Below are 15,417 nucleotides of genomic sequence, written 5' to 3' on the forward strand. Positions count from 1 at the left end.
TGATCACGGGCGCAGGCCCCCCAGCCGGTGCAGCACGTCGCCGGACGGCGTGACCCGCTGGTCCGAGGTGATCCTGCCGTCCTGCAGCCGCACCACCCGGTCGCCGTTGGCGGCGACCTCCGCGTCGTGCGTGGCGATCAGCATCGTCATCCCGTACCGCTCGCGCAGCGACATCAGCAGGTCGACGATCTCCCGCCCGATGACGCTGTCCAGGTTGCCGGTGGGCTCGTCGGCCAGTAACAGTCCCGGCCGGTTGATCAACGCGCGGGCGACGGCGACGCGTTGCTGCTGGCCGCCCGACAACTGGGAGGGCAGGGCGTCCGCCCGGTGGGCCAGGCCGACCGCTTCGAGCAGCTCCATGCCCCGCGCACGCCGGTCGAAGTCCACTCTGCGCGGCAGGACCGGGGCGAGCACGTTGTCCAGCGCGGTCAGCGCGGGCAGCAGGTGGAAGCGCTGGAAGACGAAGCCGATCCGCCGGCGGTGCCGGTCCAGGTCCCGGCGCACCAGCTCCGTGCCGTCGATCTCGACGTGCCCCTCGTCGGGCTGGTCCATGCCGCCCGTCACGTGCAGCACGGTGGACTTGCCGGCACCGGACGGCCCGGTCAGCATCACCACCTCGCCCGCCGCGACCTCCAGGTCGACCCCGTCCAGAGCGGTCAGCCCGGGATACCGGCGGCTCACCCCGCGCAACGCCACGCTCACAGCCATTGATGCAGCCTCGCCCTCGTACATCGCGGCACACGCATGGCCGCACCTACATTGTGGCAATGCAGAGGTATGTTGTCACAATGTAGAAGGGACGTATATGCCGCTCCACCACGCCGTGCTCGCGCTGCTGACCCGGCGACCGAACCACGGATACGAACTCAAGGCCCGCTTCGAGGAGGCCATCGGCCCGCAGTGGGGTGGCCTGAACATCGGTCACCTCTACCAGATCCTCGAACGGCTGGTCCGTGACGGCTATGTCTCCCGCTCGCAGGTCACGCAGTCCGACCGGCCCGACAAGAACCTCTACACGCTCACCGAGGCGGGCGAGGCCGAGCTGCGCTCGTGGGCGGCCACCCCATGGGTGCGCGTCGGCGGCTTCCGCGACGAGCTGTTCCTGAAGCTCCTCGGCGCCTCCGCCCTGGGCCCGCAGGCCCTGACCGCGCTGATCGAGGCACAGCGGCAGACGTACCTGTCCGAGCTCGCGGGCCTGGCCCGGCAGCGCCGGGCCCACGCCGACGAGCCGCTGGTCGCCGTCCTGATCGACGCCGCCGTCGCCCACACCAAGGCCGACCTCGGACTGCTGGACAGCGCCGCACAGCATCTGGGCCCGCTCGCCGCGGCGCAGAGCGAGGCCGGTGAGGCCGGCCAGGCCGGTGGTCACGGCGGGCACGGCGGGACGGGCGGGGCCCGTACAGAGTCCGCCTGACCGGGTCGACGAAGTCCGCTGGGGGCAGCGCCCCCTTGGGGGCGCGGGGAACTGCGCGACCAGCCACGACGGCGCCGCAGTCGACACATGGCCTGTCGCGGCACTTCCTGCGGCGCGCCCAGCCCGACGTCTGCTTCCCCGGCTGCTCAGGTCAGCTGCGGCGGCAGCGGGGCCGCGTGGGTCACGATCAGGCCGGACACCGCCCGGGTCAGGGCCACGTACAGGCGGCGCAGGCCGGTGCGTTCGTCCGGTTCGCCGTCGACCACGGCCCCCGGCTCGTCGAGGACCACGTAGTCGTACTCCAGGCCCTTGGCCAGGGACGCCGGGACCAGGGTGAGGCGGGTCTCGGCCGTGGTCTCCTCGCCGGGGGCCAGGTAGCCGATGCCCGCCGCCGTCAGCGCCTCCGCGAGCGCCGGCACGCGCGCGTCCGCCGCGATCAGGCCCGTCGAACCCTCGTTGCGGAGCAACTCCTCGCACGCGGCGACCACTTCGGCGGTGTCCGCGATGGCGCGGAGGGCGAAGAAGCCGGGATTCTCACGGACCGAGGCGACCGGCGCGAGGCCGGGCGCGATGTGCGGGAGGAGGCGGGAGGCGTAGGTGATGACGTCGGTCGGGACGCGGAAACCGGCCGTCAGTTCCTCGATCACGCCGTCCGACTTGCCGAGGTGGGACAGGGCCTCGTCCCAGCTTCCGGTCGCCCAGGGCGTGGTGCCCTGCGCCAGGTCGCCGAGGACGGTCGCCGACCCGGTGGTGCAGCGGCGGCCGACCGCCCGGTACTGCATGGGGGAGAGGTCCTGCGCCTCGTCCAGGACGACATGGCCGAGCGAGTGCGTGCGCTGGACGAGGTCGGTCGTCTCGTCGATCAGCACCGCGTCCGCGGCCGACCACTTCGCCGCCTTGACGCTGCGCACCGGCTTCGCCCAGAGGATCGTCTTCCGCTCGTCCTCGTCGAGGATCCCGGCGGCGTGCTCCGCGAGGAAGTCCGCGTCCGTGAGCAGGCGCAGCACGAGCTTCGCCGGGTCCACCGGCGGCCAGATGTGCTTGACGGCCGCCTTCACCGCCGCGTTGCGCGCCACCGAGTCCTGCACGCGGTCGTCGGGCGCCTCTCCCGAGCGTTCCATCTGGACCAGCACGGCGTGCGCGATGCGCTGCGGCAGGGCCTCGCGCGCCGCGCCGTACCGGATGCCCCGGTCCAGCAGCTCCCGGACGATGTCCGCCAGCTCGTACGCCGGGACCCGCCAGCGACGGGAGCCGCGCACCACCACGACCGGTTCGGTGGGCAGGGTGACGTGCGCCTGGACGGCCCTGCGCAGGACCTCCGCCATCCGGGCGTCGCCCTTGATGATCGCGGCGGGGGCGTCGTCGGTGCCGCGTACGTCGACGTCCTTCGCCACCAGGTCGTCCACCGTCGCCTGCTGCACGGTCAGCTCGCCCAGCGCGGGCAGCACCTGCTCGATGTAGTGCAGGAAGGAGCGGTTCGGCCCGATGACCAGGGTGCCGGTACGGGCGAGCCGCTCCCGGTGGGCGTAGAGGAGGTAGGCGACCCGGTGGAGGCCGACGGCCGTCTTCCCGGTGCCGGGGCCGCCCTGGACGCAGACGGTGCCGGAGAGGCCCGACCGCACGATCTCGTCCTGCTCGGGCTGGATGGTCGCCACGATGTCGCGCATCGGGCCGACGCGCGGGCGCTCGATCTCCTGCTGGAGCAGCTTGCTGGTACGGGCCGCCTCGGCCGGGTCGGACAGGTGCTCGTCCTCGTACGCCGTGATGTCACCGCGGGTGTACCCGAAGCGGCGGCGCAGCGAGACGTCCATCGGGTCCTTCTTGGACGCCCGGTAGAACGGCTGCGAGACCGGCGCCCGCCAGTCGATGACCATCGGGTCGCCGTCGTGGTCGTGCACGTGCCGGCGCCCGATGTAGAAGCGCTCGCCGTACGCGCCCTCGGCCTGCTCGGCGCCGGGGGCGTGCAGGTAGTCGAGGCGGCCGAAGAAGAGCGGTGTGTCGCTGAGGTCGGCCAGCGCCTTGATGCGCTCGTCGATCTGGCGGGCCAGGACCTCGGCGTTGACCCAGTTCGCGGTGACGTCACGGATGTCCAGCGACTCGACGTCCTCCCGCATGGCACGCAGGGCGGAGCGGGACTCGGCGAGGTGGGAGCGTTCGCGGGAGAGGGGGTCGGGGTGCGGGTCCGCTTGCGGGTCGCGGGCGGGCGTGGACAAGGGGGTGCCTCCGAAGGGCCTGCGAGTCGATGGCGCTCAGATGTGGATGGCGCACAGGTGGCGATCAGCCGACCGGTTTCCGTCCGGGCAGCGGCACTCCGGGGGGCGGAGGCGGGCAAGAGCGGAGATTCTAGTGAGGTGGGGGTGGGGGAGGCCAATGGATTTTCGGGGGACCGCTCGGATGTCGGCTGCGGGTGGGTGGGGGCTGGTCGCGCAGTTCCTCCCCCAGCCTTCGGCCGGGGGTACCCCCAGCGCCCCTTTCGGGGCGCCTCAGCCGCCGTCCCTTCCCAGTCGCGGCTGCGTCCCCTAGGGGGAGCGTCACCCGGACGGTCGGGCGGAGGTAGGGGGTGGGGTCCATCGGGGGGTGGACCGGAGGATGCCGGAAATTGGACCCGTGGACCGATGCCGTCCTTGTGCCCGAAGTTCCACCATTGAGGCATGAGCGCAGCAACCATCCACCCAGCCCCCAGCCGTCCCCCGGGCGCCACAGCCCTCGACGGAGTCCCCCAACCCCACCACCGCCTGGGCGACGCCCTGCGCGCCGTCAAGGTCTTCGTCAGCACGGCGTTCAGCGTCGCGATACTCGGTGAGTACGGCGAGGAAGCGGGCATACGCCGCAAGTAACGGCATAGGGTCGCCCCCGTGCCGAACCGGACGGTGACGTCACCCCCCGCCTCCCCTGTCGCCCGCGCCCTCCCGCCTCTCCCTCTCCTCCTGTCCCTGTCCTTACTGACGGTCTCCCTCTGCTCCTTCGCCGCCCTCTGCGTCCTGCTGCACGCCCCGATGGCCGACCTGCTGGTCTACCGGGCCGAGGGCGAAGCCGTGGTCCACGGCGGTGATCTGTACGGCTTCACGGTCACCGAATGGCGGCTGCCGGCGACGTATCCGCCCTTCGCGGCGGTCCTGTTCGTCCCGACGACCTGGATCCCCGTCCCGGCCCTGAAGGTGGCGTTCCTCGCGGGCAACGCGCTCCTGCTCGCCCGGCTCGTCGCCCTCTCCGCCCGCCTGGCCGGCCGCACGGCACCCCTCCCGCTGCTGTGCGCGGCCGCGGGGCTCGCCCTCTGGGTGGAGCCGGTCTTCCAGACGCTCCTCTTCGGCCAGGTCAACCTGGCGATCGCCTGCCTGGTCCTGTGGGACCTGACCCGCCCGCCCGGCGCCCGCGCCAAGGGCCTCGCCCTCGGCATCGCGGCGGGCGTCAAACTCACCCCGGCGATCTTCATCGCCTACCTGTTTCTCACCGCACGCAGAAAGGAGGCGGCCACCGCGACGGCGTCCTTCGCCGGCACGGCCCTGTTCGGGGCCCTTCTCCTGCCCTCGGCGACCGTGGACTTCTGGACGCGGCGGGTGTTCGAGACCGGCCGGATCGGCAAGGCCTGGATCGTCGACAACCAGTCGCTCCAGGGCCTGGTCGCCAGGGTGGCGGGCACGGAGACACCGGGCCCGGCCTGGGCTCTCCCGGCGACCGCGCTCGTGGCGACGGGCCTGTGGCTGGCGACCCGCGCCCGTGCTCACCGCAGCCCCGGCTCCGACCGCTGGGGCATCCTGCTCACCGCGTTCACGGCCCTGCTGGTCTGCCCGATCAGCTGGTCCCACCACTGGGTGTGGTGCGTCCCGCTGCTGGCGGTCCTGCTGGCCGAGGGCCGGATGCTCCTCGCGGCCGGGACGGCACTCGTCTTCACGGCCCGCACGCTGTGGCTGGTGCCCCACCAGGGCGACCGCGACCTCCACCTGCCGTGGTGGCAGCAGCCGCTCGCGTCGCCGTACCCGCTGCTGGGGCTGGCGCTGCTGGCGGGCGCCGCGGCCGTCCTGCGAAGGCGCGGTGCCGCCCCGCCGGACGACGGGCCCGGCAACCCCCTGCCGGCTGCTCGGCAGCCCTCCGCTCAGACCTCCGCTCAGCCCTCCGCGAGGAGCTCGTCGGCGTCCACGATGCGGTAGGCGTACCCCTGCTCCGCCAGGAAGCGCTGCCGGTGGGCGGCGAAGTCCTGGTCGATGGTGTCGCGGGCGACGACCGAGTAGAAGTGGGCCTGGTGGCCGTCGGCCTTGGGGCGCAGGACGCGTCCCAGCCGCTGGGCCTCCTCCTGCCTCGACCCGAACGTCCCCGACACCTGGATGGCGACGGTCGCCTCCGGCAGGTCGATGGAGAAGTTGGCGACCTTCGACACGACCAGCACGCTGATCTCGCCCTCGCGGAAGGCGTCGAAGAGCTTCTCGCGCTGGGCGTTGGAGGTCTCGCCCTTGATGACGGGGGCGTTCAGGTGCTCGCCCAGCTCGTCGAGCTGGTCGATGTACTGGCCGATCACGAGGATCTGCTGCCCGGCGAAGCGCTTCACGATCGCCTCCGTGACCTTCCGCTTGGTCGCGGTGGTCGCACAGAAGCGGTACTTCTCCTCGGTCTCGGCGGTGGCGTAGGCGAGCCGCTCCGAGTCCGTGAGGTTCACCCGCACCTCGACACAGTCGGCGGGCGCGATGTAGCCCTGCGCCTCGATCTCCTTCCACGGAGCGTCGAACCGCTTGGGCCCGATGAGGGAGAACACGTCCGATTCCCGGCCGTCCTCGCGCACGAGGGTGGCCGTCAGCCCCAGCCGCCGGCGCGCCTGCAGATCGGCGGTGAACTTGAAGACAGGAGCCGGCAGCAGATGGACCTCGTCGTAGACGATCAGACCCCAGTCGCGGGAGTCGAAGAGTTCGAGGTGCGGGTAGACGCCCTTCCGCCTGGTCGTGAGGACCTGGTACGTGGCGATCGTGACGGGCCGGATCTCCTTGCGCGTCCCGCTGTACTCGCCGATCTCGTCCTCGGTGAGACTCGTCCGCTTCACCAGCTCGTGCTTCCACTGCCGAGCCGAGACGGTGTTGGTGACGAGGATGAGGGTCGTCGACTTGGCCTGGGCCATGGACCCGGCGCCGACCAGCGTCTTCCCGGCGCCACAGGGCAGGACGACGACTCCGCTGCCACCGTGCCAGAAGTTCTCCACGGCCTGCTTCTGGTACGGCCGCAGCGCCCAGCCGTCCTCGGCGAGCTCGATCGGGTGCGCCTCGCCGTCCACGTATCCGGCGAGGTCCTCGGCGGGCCAGCCCAGCTTCAGCAGGGTCTGCTTGATCTGCCCGCGCTCGGAGGGGTGCACGGCCACGGTGTCCGGGTCGATCCGGGCGCCGACCAGCGGGATGATCCGCTTGGAGCGCAGGATCTCCTCGAGGACCGGCCGGTCGGTGGTGGTGAGCACCAGCCCGTGCGCGGGGTGCTTGCTGAGCGTCAGCCGCCCGTACCGGTCCATCGTCTCGGCGATGTCGACCAGCAGCGCGTGCGGTACCGGATAGCGGCTGTACTCGACCAGGGCGTCCACGACCTGCTCGGCGTCGTGCCCGGCCGCCCGCGCGTTCCACAGCCCCAGCGGGGTCACCCGGTAGGTGTGGATGTGCTCCGGTGCCCGCTCCAGTTCGGCGAAGGGCGCGATGGCCCGACGGCAGTCGTCGGCCCGCTCGTGGTCGACTTCCAGGAGCAGGGTCTTGTCGGACTGGACGATCAACGGACCATTCACGCGCGGCACCCTTTCCCTCGGTCCGTGCGGCCATCGCGATGGCGGCCATTGTCACGGGCCAAAGTTCCAGTGTGCCTCATCTGCGAACGATCACCTTCGCCGTTGGGCGGATCATGCCCGTCCGCGCCCGGCTTTTGTGGGTGTCTGATCGTCCGGTGCAACCTTGGGTCCGTTTCGGGTGTCATGTCCGAGGGAGCCGCGGATACGCGTGGCTCGGTGGGGAGGATCGGGTGACGTCCGTACGCATCTGGGGACCCGGCGCGGGGGCCGTGGTGGTGCTGGTGGCGGCCGGGGTGTGGGCGCGCGGGTCAAGCGCGGTCGACACCGGCCTGTGGGCCGAGGTACGTCCCGCGATCGAGGCACGGCTCGTGACGCAGTCCGCCGGGACCGGCGCCGGGGAGAGCGAGCCCGCGCTCAGGTCGCGGTGGTTCTGCCGGGCGGAGGCGCTGGACCTCCAGGAGAGCGGGGGCCGGGTGCGGGCCGGCGTCAACACCCTGTGCGAGGAGTACGGCGAGCGCGCGGGCGCCCTGGTGCTGTGCGGCGGGGCGCAGACACCGCAGGTGGTGCGGCTGGCACGGGATCCGGCGAACGGCGGCTTCCGGGTGGTCTCCGCGGAGGAGCCGCCGGACGGCGAGGGGTACGGGGAGTGGGAGGGGAACCACTTCAGCCACTCTGCGGCGTCCCGCCTCGACCGGGGGATGACGTCCACCGGCCTGCGGACCGCGGCCCGCACCCACTTCGGCCTGCCGGCGGATGCGCCGGTGCGGTACTGCTGAGGGGGCCGGCCGAAGACCGGCCCCCTCGGGGGCGGCATCGCCTCAGCTCGGCGGTTCGACGGCGAAGGTGCCCGGTGTGGGGTTCTTCTCGACCATCGCCTCGCCCGGGGCGGCCAGCCTGGCCCGGGCGCGCAGGACGGACCCGGGCACCACGTCCGCCAGGAGCGGGCTGGGCACGGCGAGCAGCAGGCGCTGTCCGACGTTGCCCGACAACAGGTCGGCGTATCCGGTCACCGGCTCGGCGCCGAGTACGTCCACCTCCGCCAGGTCCCAGCCCGCCAGCCGCGGATGCGGCTCGGTCCTGACCAGCCGCACGGTCAGGTCAGTGCGGTTCTCGACCACCTGCACCATGGCCGGCGGTCACCGGTGGTGGGGGCCCTCGTGCGGGCGGGCGCCGTACCCGTTCCCGGCCTTGACGGACTCCGGTGTGCCCGCCTTGCCCGACCGCACGGCCTGTTCCAGGTAGGCCTCGGCGCCGGCCCAGGGGGCGACGGCCTGTTCCAGCGTGGCGAGCCGTTCCTGGAGGTCGTGGATCGTCTTGACCAGCCCGGGCACGTCCTCCGTGTCCCGCCTGATGGCGGCGGTGGGGGCGGGCGCGCGCACGGGAACCCCCGCCGAGACCGATACCGACGCGGTCATCGTGGCGGCGGGCGCCGAGATGTCCGTGACGGAGACGCCGGTCGGGGTGCCGGCGTACGACCGGGAACTGGGCTTGGTCGACGGACCGAACGAGCTGTTGCCGGTGCTGCCGGGGTAGACGTCGCCGGCGTCACCGCGGTTCGCCGCGGACTCCAGGTCGCGCTGGTCGTCCGCCTGGACGAGGCCCACCATGTAGTGGTTCTCGTTGCTGTTGTCCCGTTGGCTCTCGTCGATGTGCCAGATCTGCATGCCCGGGGCGGGCAGCGACTTGTCGTAACCCGTCTGCTGGCGGTTCTCGACCAGGAAGTACTCCTTCCCGTGCATGCCGTCGGTCCACAGCCGGTACGCCTCGAAGCCGTTCTTGATGTCGGGGACGGACAGCTGTCCGTTGCTCGTGACGTTGACGGCCTTGGCCCAGCCCTGCTGGATCTTGCACCAGGCCGACGGTTGCGTCGGCCGCTCGCCGGGGACGTCGCCGCCCCATGAACCGGCGGCCATCAGACACCAGTTGCCGATGCCTTCCGACGAACCGTCGATGTCGTACAGGTCGGGGAAGCCGAACAGCAGGTGGCCCAGCTCGTGGGCGCAGACCCCGATCCTGGCGTCCTCGGGAATGGTGAGGTAGCCGAAGATCTGGGCGCCGTCGGCGTTGTACGCGTTCGGCAGGACCCATTTGTGCGACCAGAGGTCTCCCCGGTTGCCGGTGGCCTCGCCGCCGGGGCCGGAGTGCACGACGATGAAGGCGTCCACAAAACCGTTGCCGTCGTTGTCGTACGGGGCGTAGTTGATGAGCGGGTCGGCGCCGACGGCGGCGTCCCGGGCCAGGATCTGCGCGCGCGGCTCGCCGGTCGGTTTGCCGATGCCGAAGTTGTTGTTGGCGTACCAGGAGAGCTTCTGCGGCATCCGGACCGGACCGATGACCTCGCCGACGATGTCGACCAGGCCGTGGGTCACTTCACGGTAGTAGTCCCGGACGCTGCCGTGCGGGAGCTCGCCTTCGGAGAAGAACAGCTTCTCGAAGTGCTCCTTGTCCGCCGTCATCGGCTTGTCCGTGAAGTCCGCCAGGACGACGACGACCCGGACCGTGCCGGTCAGCGGGGTCCGTGCGGCGGCCGTGGCGCGGATGGCCTCCAGCGACGTCCCCGGGGCGAACGCCTCGGGCGGCATGTTGACGCCGTCGCCGTAGCCGAACCTGCGGGGGGTGCCGCCGAGGCGGAACAGACTCGCCACGTCCGACTCGCTCCGGACCCGCTCCAGTTCCTGCTGCATCCTGTTGCGGAGTTCCGGGCTGGGCGCGATGGCGCAGAATTCCGACCAGACGGCGACCGTGGAGTCCCGTGAAGTGGAAAGGTCAACCATTCCAAATCCTCCCAAAAAGGGATGTGTTGGTTGTTTCTACGCCAGTGACGCATGCAGGTGCGCGGCCTGCAAGATGATCACTTACTCCTCCGCTACTCCTCCGCGAGCTCCGCCACCCCTGTCACCCGGTGCAGGGGATAGGTGCGGACCTCGTCGGCGGTGTGGTCGTAGGCCGTGACGAAGCCGCCCTCGACGCGGATGGGGGCGATGACGCGCTGGGTGGCGGTGCCCTCGGCGTTGACGTAGCCGATCCAGACGGTGTCGCCGGTGAGGACCGCGGCCTGCATGGTGGCAAGGGTCTCGGCGGCGGTGGTGCGGGGGAGCTCGCCGCCCCGGACGGCGGTGCCGTTGGACTTGCGCGGGGTGGTGGCGGCGAGGTCGCCGGCGCGGATCGCGCGGATCGCTGCCGCCAGGAGGGTGGAGTCCGGTGGCGGCGGGCCGTCCGGGACCGGCTCGGGGGCCGTGCGCGGCGGGGTGCGGTGGGCGTGGGCGCGGGTGATCAGGACGTCGCCCTCGGCGGACTCGGCGGCGGGCGCGTAGCCCATGGCGCGCAGGCCTTCCAGGAGGGCGGCCGGGTCGGCCTGGGTGGCGAGCACCGTCGGGGCCAGGCGGCGCAGGCTCAGACCCGACGCCCGCTTGTCGGCCATGATCTCGTTCAGGACGGTGTCGTCGTCGCAGCGGACGTACGCCGAGGCCGCGCCCACCCGCAGATGGCCGTGCCGGCGGGCCACGTCGTCGATCAGGTAGGCGAGCGGCTGGGGGACCGGCGTGCGGGAGTGCGTGGCGAGGAAGGCGTGCAGGTCGGTGGCGGTCCGGCCGGCGTCCAGGGCGCGGCGGACGGAGGCGGGCGTGAAGCGGTAGACCGTGGCGCCGCCCTTCGACTCGACGTCGGCGAGCACGCCCAGCGCGTCCGCGAGCGGGCGGCGCAGCGGGCCCGGGGCGACCGCCGTCAGGTCGGCCTGGAGCAGCACGTGGTCGAGGGGCTCGGGGAGGAGCGGGGCGAGCAGCCGGCCGGCGGCCGCGGCGGCGACGGCCTGCTCGGGCGGCGAAAGGGGCGGGAGGGGTGGGACGGGCGCGGAGGTGAGGGAGGCGGGGGCGGCGGGGTGGTGATGGTGCACGGGGAGCTTGTCGCCCGGACCGGCGGGCTCCGCGGGCGCCTCCTTGGACGCGGTCGCGGCCGGTGCGCCGAGGAGGGTGCGGCCGTGCGCCGACAGCGCCCCGCGGCCCGTCACGCCCAGCAGCTCGGCCTCCGACAGGGTCCAGCGGGCCAGCCGGCCGCGCAGGTCGTCGTCGCGCTGCTGGGGGCCGCGCAGTGGGCGTTCCCAGCGCAGCCGGGCCAGCACCGAGTCGGCGGCCGGGGCGGTGCCCTCCGGGAGCGCGGCGAGGAGGGTGAGCACCCGGTGCCGTACCTCGGGTGCGGCGGAGCGGTCGAGGCCGGGGCCGAGCGCCGACAGGGCGCGGTCCTTGGCGTCCCGGCCGCCGACCAGGCCGGAGGTGCGGGTCGCGGTCAGCCAGGCCTCCGCCAGCTGGGCCCAGCGTTCGGCGGGTGGCCGGTCCAGCCACTCGTCGTAGCCGGGGGTGGCCGCGTACCGCTCGTCGGCCTCGCCGTCGGAGGCGAGCAGCCCGGCCGCGTACGCCAGCTCGACCCAGAAGGCGGCGAGCGGCTCGGGCAGGTCCAGGGCGACGGCCGTCCGCTTCAGGTCCCGGACGCTCAGGCCACCGGCCCGCAGCACCGCCGGACCGCCCTCGTCCCAGTCCTTCAGCAGCTCCTCGACGGTCGCGAGGGCGGTGTACGCCTGCCCGGCCGCGGTCGCGTCCACAACCTGTGGACGGTGGGCCGCGGCCGGCTCGACGGCGGGCGGCACGGGCTCCGGTTCGCGGTGGGCGCGGCCCTCGCGCAGGTGCAGGGCGACCTCGCGGGGGAGGACCACCGTGCCGGGCGCGGTCGGCAGCAGCAGGCCGCGGTCGAGGAGCCAGCGCAGGTGGGCGGCCGGTTCGGGGGTGATCTGCCCGTACGGCGGCCCCCAGACCAGCCGGGCGAGGACCTCGCGGGACTCGGCGGGCGCGGCGGCGAGCAGCTTCGCCATCCTCTTCCGGTGCCCGAACAGCTTGGTGAGCGCGTCCACCGCGGACACCGGGTCGTGCGTGGAGGGCAGCCCGGCGGCCGCGACGATCTCCTGGACCCGGCCCGGCGACATCCCCGAGGTGGCCTCCCGCACGGTCGGGCCGAGACCGGTCGGCGAGGGATGCTGCGGGGACGGGGCGAGCACCTCGCGCGCGGTCCGCACCAGCCGCAGCCGGTCGTCGTCGCCCCACACCAGCGCCTGGTCGCGGAGCGCGGCGACGGCACGCGGCAGCTCGCCGGCGACGACCGGGTCCCCGCCGTCACCGGCCATCAGGTCCAGCAGCTCCTGGTACGACGCCGGGTCGCCGGCCACCGCCAGCGCCTCCGCGCTCTGCAGGGTGAAGCGGTCCAGGCGTTCCAGGGCGCGCAGCACCGAGGCGCGGGTGCCGGCCCGGGTGGCCAGCTGGGTGAGGTCGGTGGGGACGGGGGTGATGAGGTCGGGGCGGGCACGCAGCAGTACGGCCAGGGAGGCGTCGTCCCTGGCCCGAAGCGCCTCCGCGAGGGAACGCGGCGGGGTGGCCGGGTTGCTCATCCGACCCACGGTAGCGGGTGCGGGGCGGGCACCGGGATCACTCCTCCCCCGACCGTTCCGGTGCGGGGGACATCGTGATCCCGGTCCTGGTGTGTTCCGCGTCTGTTCCGCGTCTGTTCCACGTCCCGCGCGAGCGGGGCGGCCGTCCCTGCTCGGAGGCCCGCCGCGCGCTGGTGTGCCTGCCGACATGAGCCGTGGCCTGCGCTACCGTCGTTCCGACGGGGTATCCAACGCAACGCACCGGCCCCGGAGGGGACTTCGTGGGTATCGAGAGCGATCAGGTCGTCTACGAGTATCTGAGCCGCGTCGGGGACATCGCGCACCAGCGCCAGCTGTCGTCGGCCGAGCGGATGCGGCTGGTCTCCGGGCTGCGCAACGACATCGACCGGCAAAGGGCGAAGACGACCGTCGACAGCCCCGCAGCGGTACGGCGCATCCTGGACCGGCTGGGCACGCCCGACGAGGTCGTCGAGGCGGCCGGGGGTACGGCGGGCGGCGCGTCCCAGTCGCCGCCGGCGGCCGCGGTCCCCGCCCAGCGGGACGCGGCGCCGCCCGCGGGGCCCGAGGAGCCGCGCCGCGTCGTACCGCGCCCCCGGCCCGCAGAGCCGGGCGGTTCGGCGCCGCCGCCCGACTGGTGGCGGGTGGACAGCAGCCCGTTCGGGGACGGGGACGGCGTGCCCGGGTTCGTCGGCGGGGTGGAGATCCCCGAACTGCTGAGCAGGCCGCGGTTCCGCAAGGAGGAGCCGGAGGACGAACCGGAGGCCGAGCCGGTCCAGGCGGAAAAGGCCCCTGTGGTGGAGGAGACGGCCGCGTCGTCCGGACGACGCCGGATCCGTGTCGTCCCCCGCCCCGGGACCGGCTGGAGCAACCCCCTCCTCCTGCTCGCCGCCGCCGCGCTCGTCGTGGGCGCGGTGCTCGGCAACTGGTTCGCCCTCGTCCTCGGCTGGGCCATCGCCTACGGCTCCCGGCGGCTCACCCCGGCGGAGACGAAGCTGGCGGTGATGTGGGTACCGGGCCTGTCCGTCACGGCCGGGCTGGTGTGGCTGTGGGGGCGCAGCGCCGGGCGCTGGGGCACGCCGATCGCCCAGGGGCAGATGAGCGGCGCGGTGGGGGAGACGTGGCCGTGGGTGGTACGAGGCGCTGCGCTGGCCTCGGCCGTCTATGTGGCGTGGCGCTCGCAGAGGGCGCGGTAGGGGGCAGGCCGAGCGGTTGTCGGGCGGCTGCGGGCCGGTGGGGGCTGATCGCGCAGTTCCCCGCGCCCCTCAAAGCAACGTGACTGGTCCCACTCAAGGGGCGCGGGGAACTGCGCGACCAGCCACGACGCACCCGCACCCGCATGACTGCCGCAAGCACTAGGCACAATGACCCATATGACTCCTCGCCCCCTCACCGTCGGCTTCGACCTCGACATGACCCTCATCGACTCCCGGCCGGGCATCCACGCCGCCTACCTGGCGCTCGCCGAGCGGACCGGGACGTACATCGATGCCGATCTGGCGGTCACCCGGCTGGGGCCGCCGCTCGCCGAGGAGCTGATCCACTGGTTTCCGGCCGAGCGGATCGCGGAGATGAGTGATCTGTACCGGGCCATGTACCCGGAGATCGCCATCGCGGCGACCCCCGCCATGCCGGGCGCGCGGGAGGCGATCGCCGCCGTGCGGGAGGCCGGCGGGAAGAGCGTGGTGGTCACCGCGAAGTACGAGCCCAACGCGAAGCTGCACCTCAGCCACCTCGGCATAGTCCCGGACGCCGTCGTCGGCGACCTGTGGGCCGAGCAGAAGGCGGTGGCGCTGCGCGAGCACGGCGCGGTCGCGTACGTCGGCGACCACGTCGGAGACGTACGCGGGGCACGCAAGGCCGGAGCCCTGTCGGTGGCGGTGGCCACCGGGCCCTGCGCTGCGGAGGAGCTGCGGGCCGCCGGTGCCGACGTGGTGCTCGGCGACCTCACCGAGCTGCCCGCCTGGCTGGCCGGCTACCGGGAGGACGCCTCCCGCGCCTGACGGCGTCCGGCCGCGACCGACTGGAGCACTCCGGCGCCCGCGACCAGGAAGCCGACGCCCATGAGCATGCTCAGCAGGTACATGTACGTCGGAAAAGGCTTCGCACCGAGGAACAGCGGTATCACGGTGACGAGTGTGGCCACCGTACCGATGAAGAAGACCACGGCACCGGTACGGACCAGTCGGTCACCGGGCCCGGCGGAATTCGCTTGGGTTTTGTCACGCACTCGACCAGGGTAGTTCCCTGCCCGAAGGAACAACCGGGCGACGTCTTGTCACGCGCCCGAAGACCATTAGCCTTGGTACCGGCGGGTCGTGGTCGACCCGCCCGAGTGCTATCAAGGCCCGTTCCAGAGCTGTTGCATTCAGAAGTTTCCCGAGCAGTTTCCGACGAGATACGAGGACGAGGACAGACGTGCCTACCGGCAAGGTCAAGTGGTTCAACAGTGAGAAGGGCTTCGGCTTTCTCTCCCGTGACGACGGCGGTGACGTCTTCGTCCATTCCTCGGTTCTCCCCGACGGGGTCGACGCACTCAAGCCGGGCCAGCGCGTGGAGTTCGGCGTCGTCGCCGGTCAACGCGGTGACCAGGCGCTGTCGGTGGTCCTGCTCGACCCCGCTCCGTCGGTCGCCGCCGCCCAGCGCAAGAAGCCGGACGAGCTGGCCTCGATCGTGCAGGACCTGACGACCCTGCTCGAAAACATCACGCCGATGCTGGAGCGCGGCCGTTACCCGGACAAGGCCGCCGGAGCGAAGATCGCCGGGCTGCTGCGCGCGGTCGCGGACCAGCTGGACGTGTAGCCGCACAGGAGGCATATGCGTCTC

14 protein-coding genes are annotated in these 15,417 nt (G+C 72.7%); 7 read left to right on the top strand and 7 right to left on the bottom strand.

Annotated features, from left to right (window positions below; all coding sequences use genetic code 11):
• Positions 1–3: 3 nt before the first annotated feature.
• The gene (locus tag ABZ887_RS29850) at positions 4–708 is read right to left on the bottom strand and encodes an ABC transporter ATP-binding protein (protein WP_361295645.1); all 705 of its coding nucleotides are present in this window, start codon (positions 706–708) and stop codon (positions 4–6) included.
• A gap of 97 nt (positions 709–805) precedes the next feature.
• On the opposite strand from ABZ887_RS29850, the gene ABZ887_RS29855 reads away from it, so the two are divergent.
• Positions 806–1,414, top strand: coding sequence for a helix-turn-helix transcriptional regulator (locus ABZ887_RS29855; RefSeq protein ID WP_361295648.1), 609 nt, complete (start codon positions 806–808; stop codon positions 1,412–1,414).
• 146 nt (positions 1,415–1,560) lie between these two features.
• Here the strand turns inward: ABZ887_RS29855 and ABZ887_RS29860 are convergent, their stop codons facing one another.
• The gene (locus ABZ887_RS29860) at positions 1,561–3,627 is read right to left on the bottom strand and encodes a UvrD-helicase domain-containing protein (RefSeq protein WP_361295651.1); all 2,067 of its coding nucleotides are present in this window, start codon (positions 3,625–3,627) and stop codon (positions 1,561–1,563) included.
• 438 nt (positions 3,628–4,065) lie between these two features.
• Here ABZ887_RS29860 and ABZ887_RS29865 point away from each other — a divergent pair, with 438 nt between their 5' ends.
• Together ABZ887_RS29865 and ABZ887_RS29870 are read left to right on the top strand one after the other, a co-directional pair.
• Positions 4,066–4,251 (top strand): hypothetical protein, encoded by a 186-nt coding sequence (locus ABZ887_RS29865; protein ID WP_361295654.1) that lies wholly within the window; start codon positions 4,066–4,068, stop codon positions 4,249–4,251.
• Between the two features lie 159 nt (positions 4,252–4,410).
• Positions 4,411–5,562: a glycosyltransferase 87 family protein gene (locus tag ABZ887_RS29870; protein WP_361295879.1), complete on the top strand. Its 1,152-nt coding sequence runs from the start codon at positions 4,411–4,413 to the stop codon at positions 5,560–5,562.
• Here ABZ887_RS29870 and ABZ887_RS29875 read toward each other — a convergent pair.
• The gene (locus ABZ887_RS29875; protein ID WP_361295657.1) at positions 5,520–7,163 is read right to left on the bottom strand and encodes a DNA repair helicase XPB; all 1,644 of its coding nucleotides are present in this window, start codon (positions 7,161–7,163) and stop codon (positions 5,520–5,522) included. The two genes, ABZ887_RS29870 and ABZ887_RS29875, sit on opposite strands and share 43 nt — an antisense overlap.
• A gap of 230 nt (positions 7,164–7,393) precedes the next feature.
• Here ABZ887_RS29875 and ABZ887_RS29880 point away from each other — a divergent pair, with 230 nt between their 5' ends.
• Positions 7,394–7,939, top strand: coding sequence for a hypothetical protein (locus tag ABZ887_RS29880; protein WP_361295660.1), 546 nt, complete (start codon positions 7,394–7,396; stop codon positions 7,937–7,939).
• Positions 7,940–7,981: 42 nt separating this feature from the next.
• On the opposite strand, the gene ABZ887_RS29885 is transcribed toward ABZ887_RS29880, so the two are convergent.
• From ABZ887_RS29885 to ABZ887_RS29895, 3 genes are all read right to left on the bottom strand, one after another.
• Entirely contained in the window at positions 7,982–8,290 is a 309-nt protein-coding gene (locus ABZ887_RS29885; protein WP_361295663.1) for a hypothetical protein, read from the bottom strand.
• 9 nt (positions 8,291–8,299) lie between these two features.
• Entirely contained in the window at positions 8,300–9,937 is a 1,638-nt protein-coding gene (locus ABZ887_RS29890; protein ID WP_361295666.1) for a M6 family metalloprotease domain-containing protein, read from the bottom strand.
• Between the two features lie 92 nt (positions 9,938–10,029).
• A complete protein-coding gene (locus ABZ887_RS29895) occupies positions 10,030–12,594 on the bottom strand; it encodes a helicase-associated domain-containing protein (RefSeq protein WP_361295669.1) in 2,565 nt (854 codons plus the stop codon).
• Positions 12,595–12,854: 260 nt separating this feature from the next.
• Between ABZ887_RS29895 and ABZ887_RS29900 the strand changes: the two genes are divergently transcribed.
• Positions 12,855–13,787: a hypothetical protein gene (locus ABZ887_RS29900; RefSeq protein WP_361295672.1), complete on the top strand. Its 933-nt coding sequence runs from the start codon at positions 12,855–12,857 to the stop codon at positions 13,785–13,787.
• A gap of 177 nt (positions 13,788–13,964) precedes the next feature.
• Entirely contained in the window at positions 13,965–14,594 is a 630-nt protein-coding gene (locus ABZ887_RS29905; protein ID WP_361295675.1) for an HAD family hydrolase, read from the top strand.
• On the opposite strand, the gene ABZ887_RS29910 is transcribed toward ABZ887_RS29905, so the two are convergent.
• Positions 14,567–14,821 (bottom strand): hypothetical protein, encoded by a 255-nt coding sequence (locus ABZ887_RS29910; protein ID WP_361295678.1) that lies wholly within the window; start codon positions 14,819–14,821, stop codon positions 14,567–14,569. The two genes, ABZ887_RS29905 and ABZ887_RS29910, sit on opposite strands and share 28 nt — an antisense overlap.
• Before the next feature lie 188 nt (positions 14,822–15,009).
• Between ABZ887_RS29910 and ABZ887_RS29915 the strand changes: the two genes are divergently transcribed.
• A complete protein-coding gene (locus ABZ887_RS29915; protein WP_361295681.1) occupies positions 15,010–15,393 on the top strand; it encodes a cold-shock protein in 384 nt (127 codons plus the stop codon).
• The last annotated feature ends 24 nt before the right edge of the window (positions 15,394–15,417 follow it).

This window comes from Streptomyces sp. NPDC047061, assembly GCF_040643955.1.
Classification (GTDB): domain Bacteria; phylum Actinomycetota; class Actinomycetes; order Streptomycetales; family Streptomycetaceae; genus Streptomyces.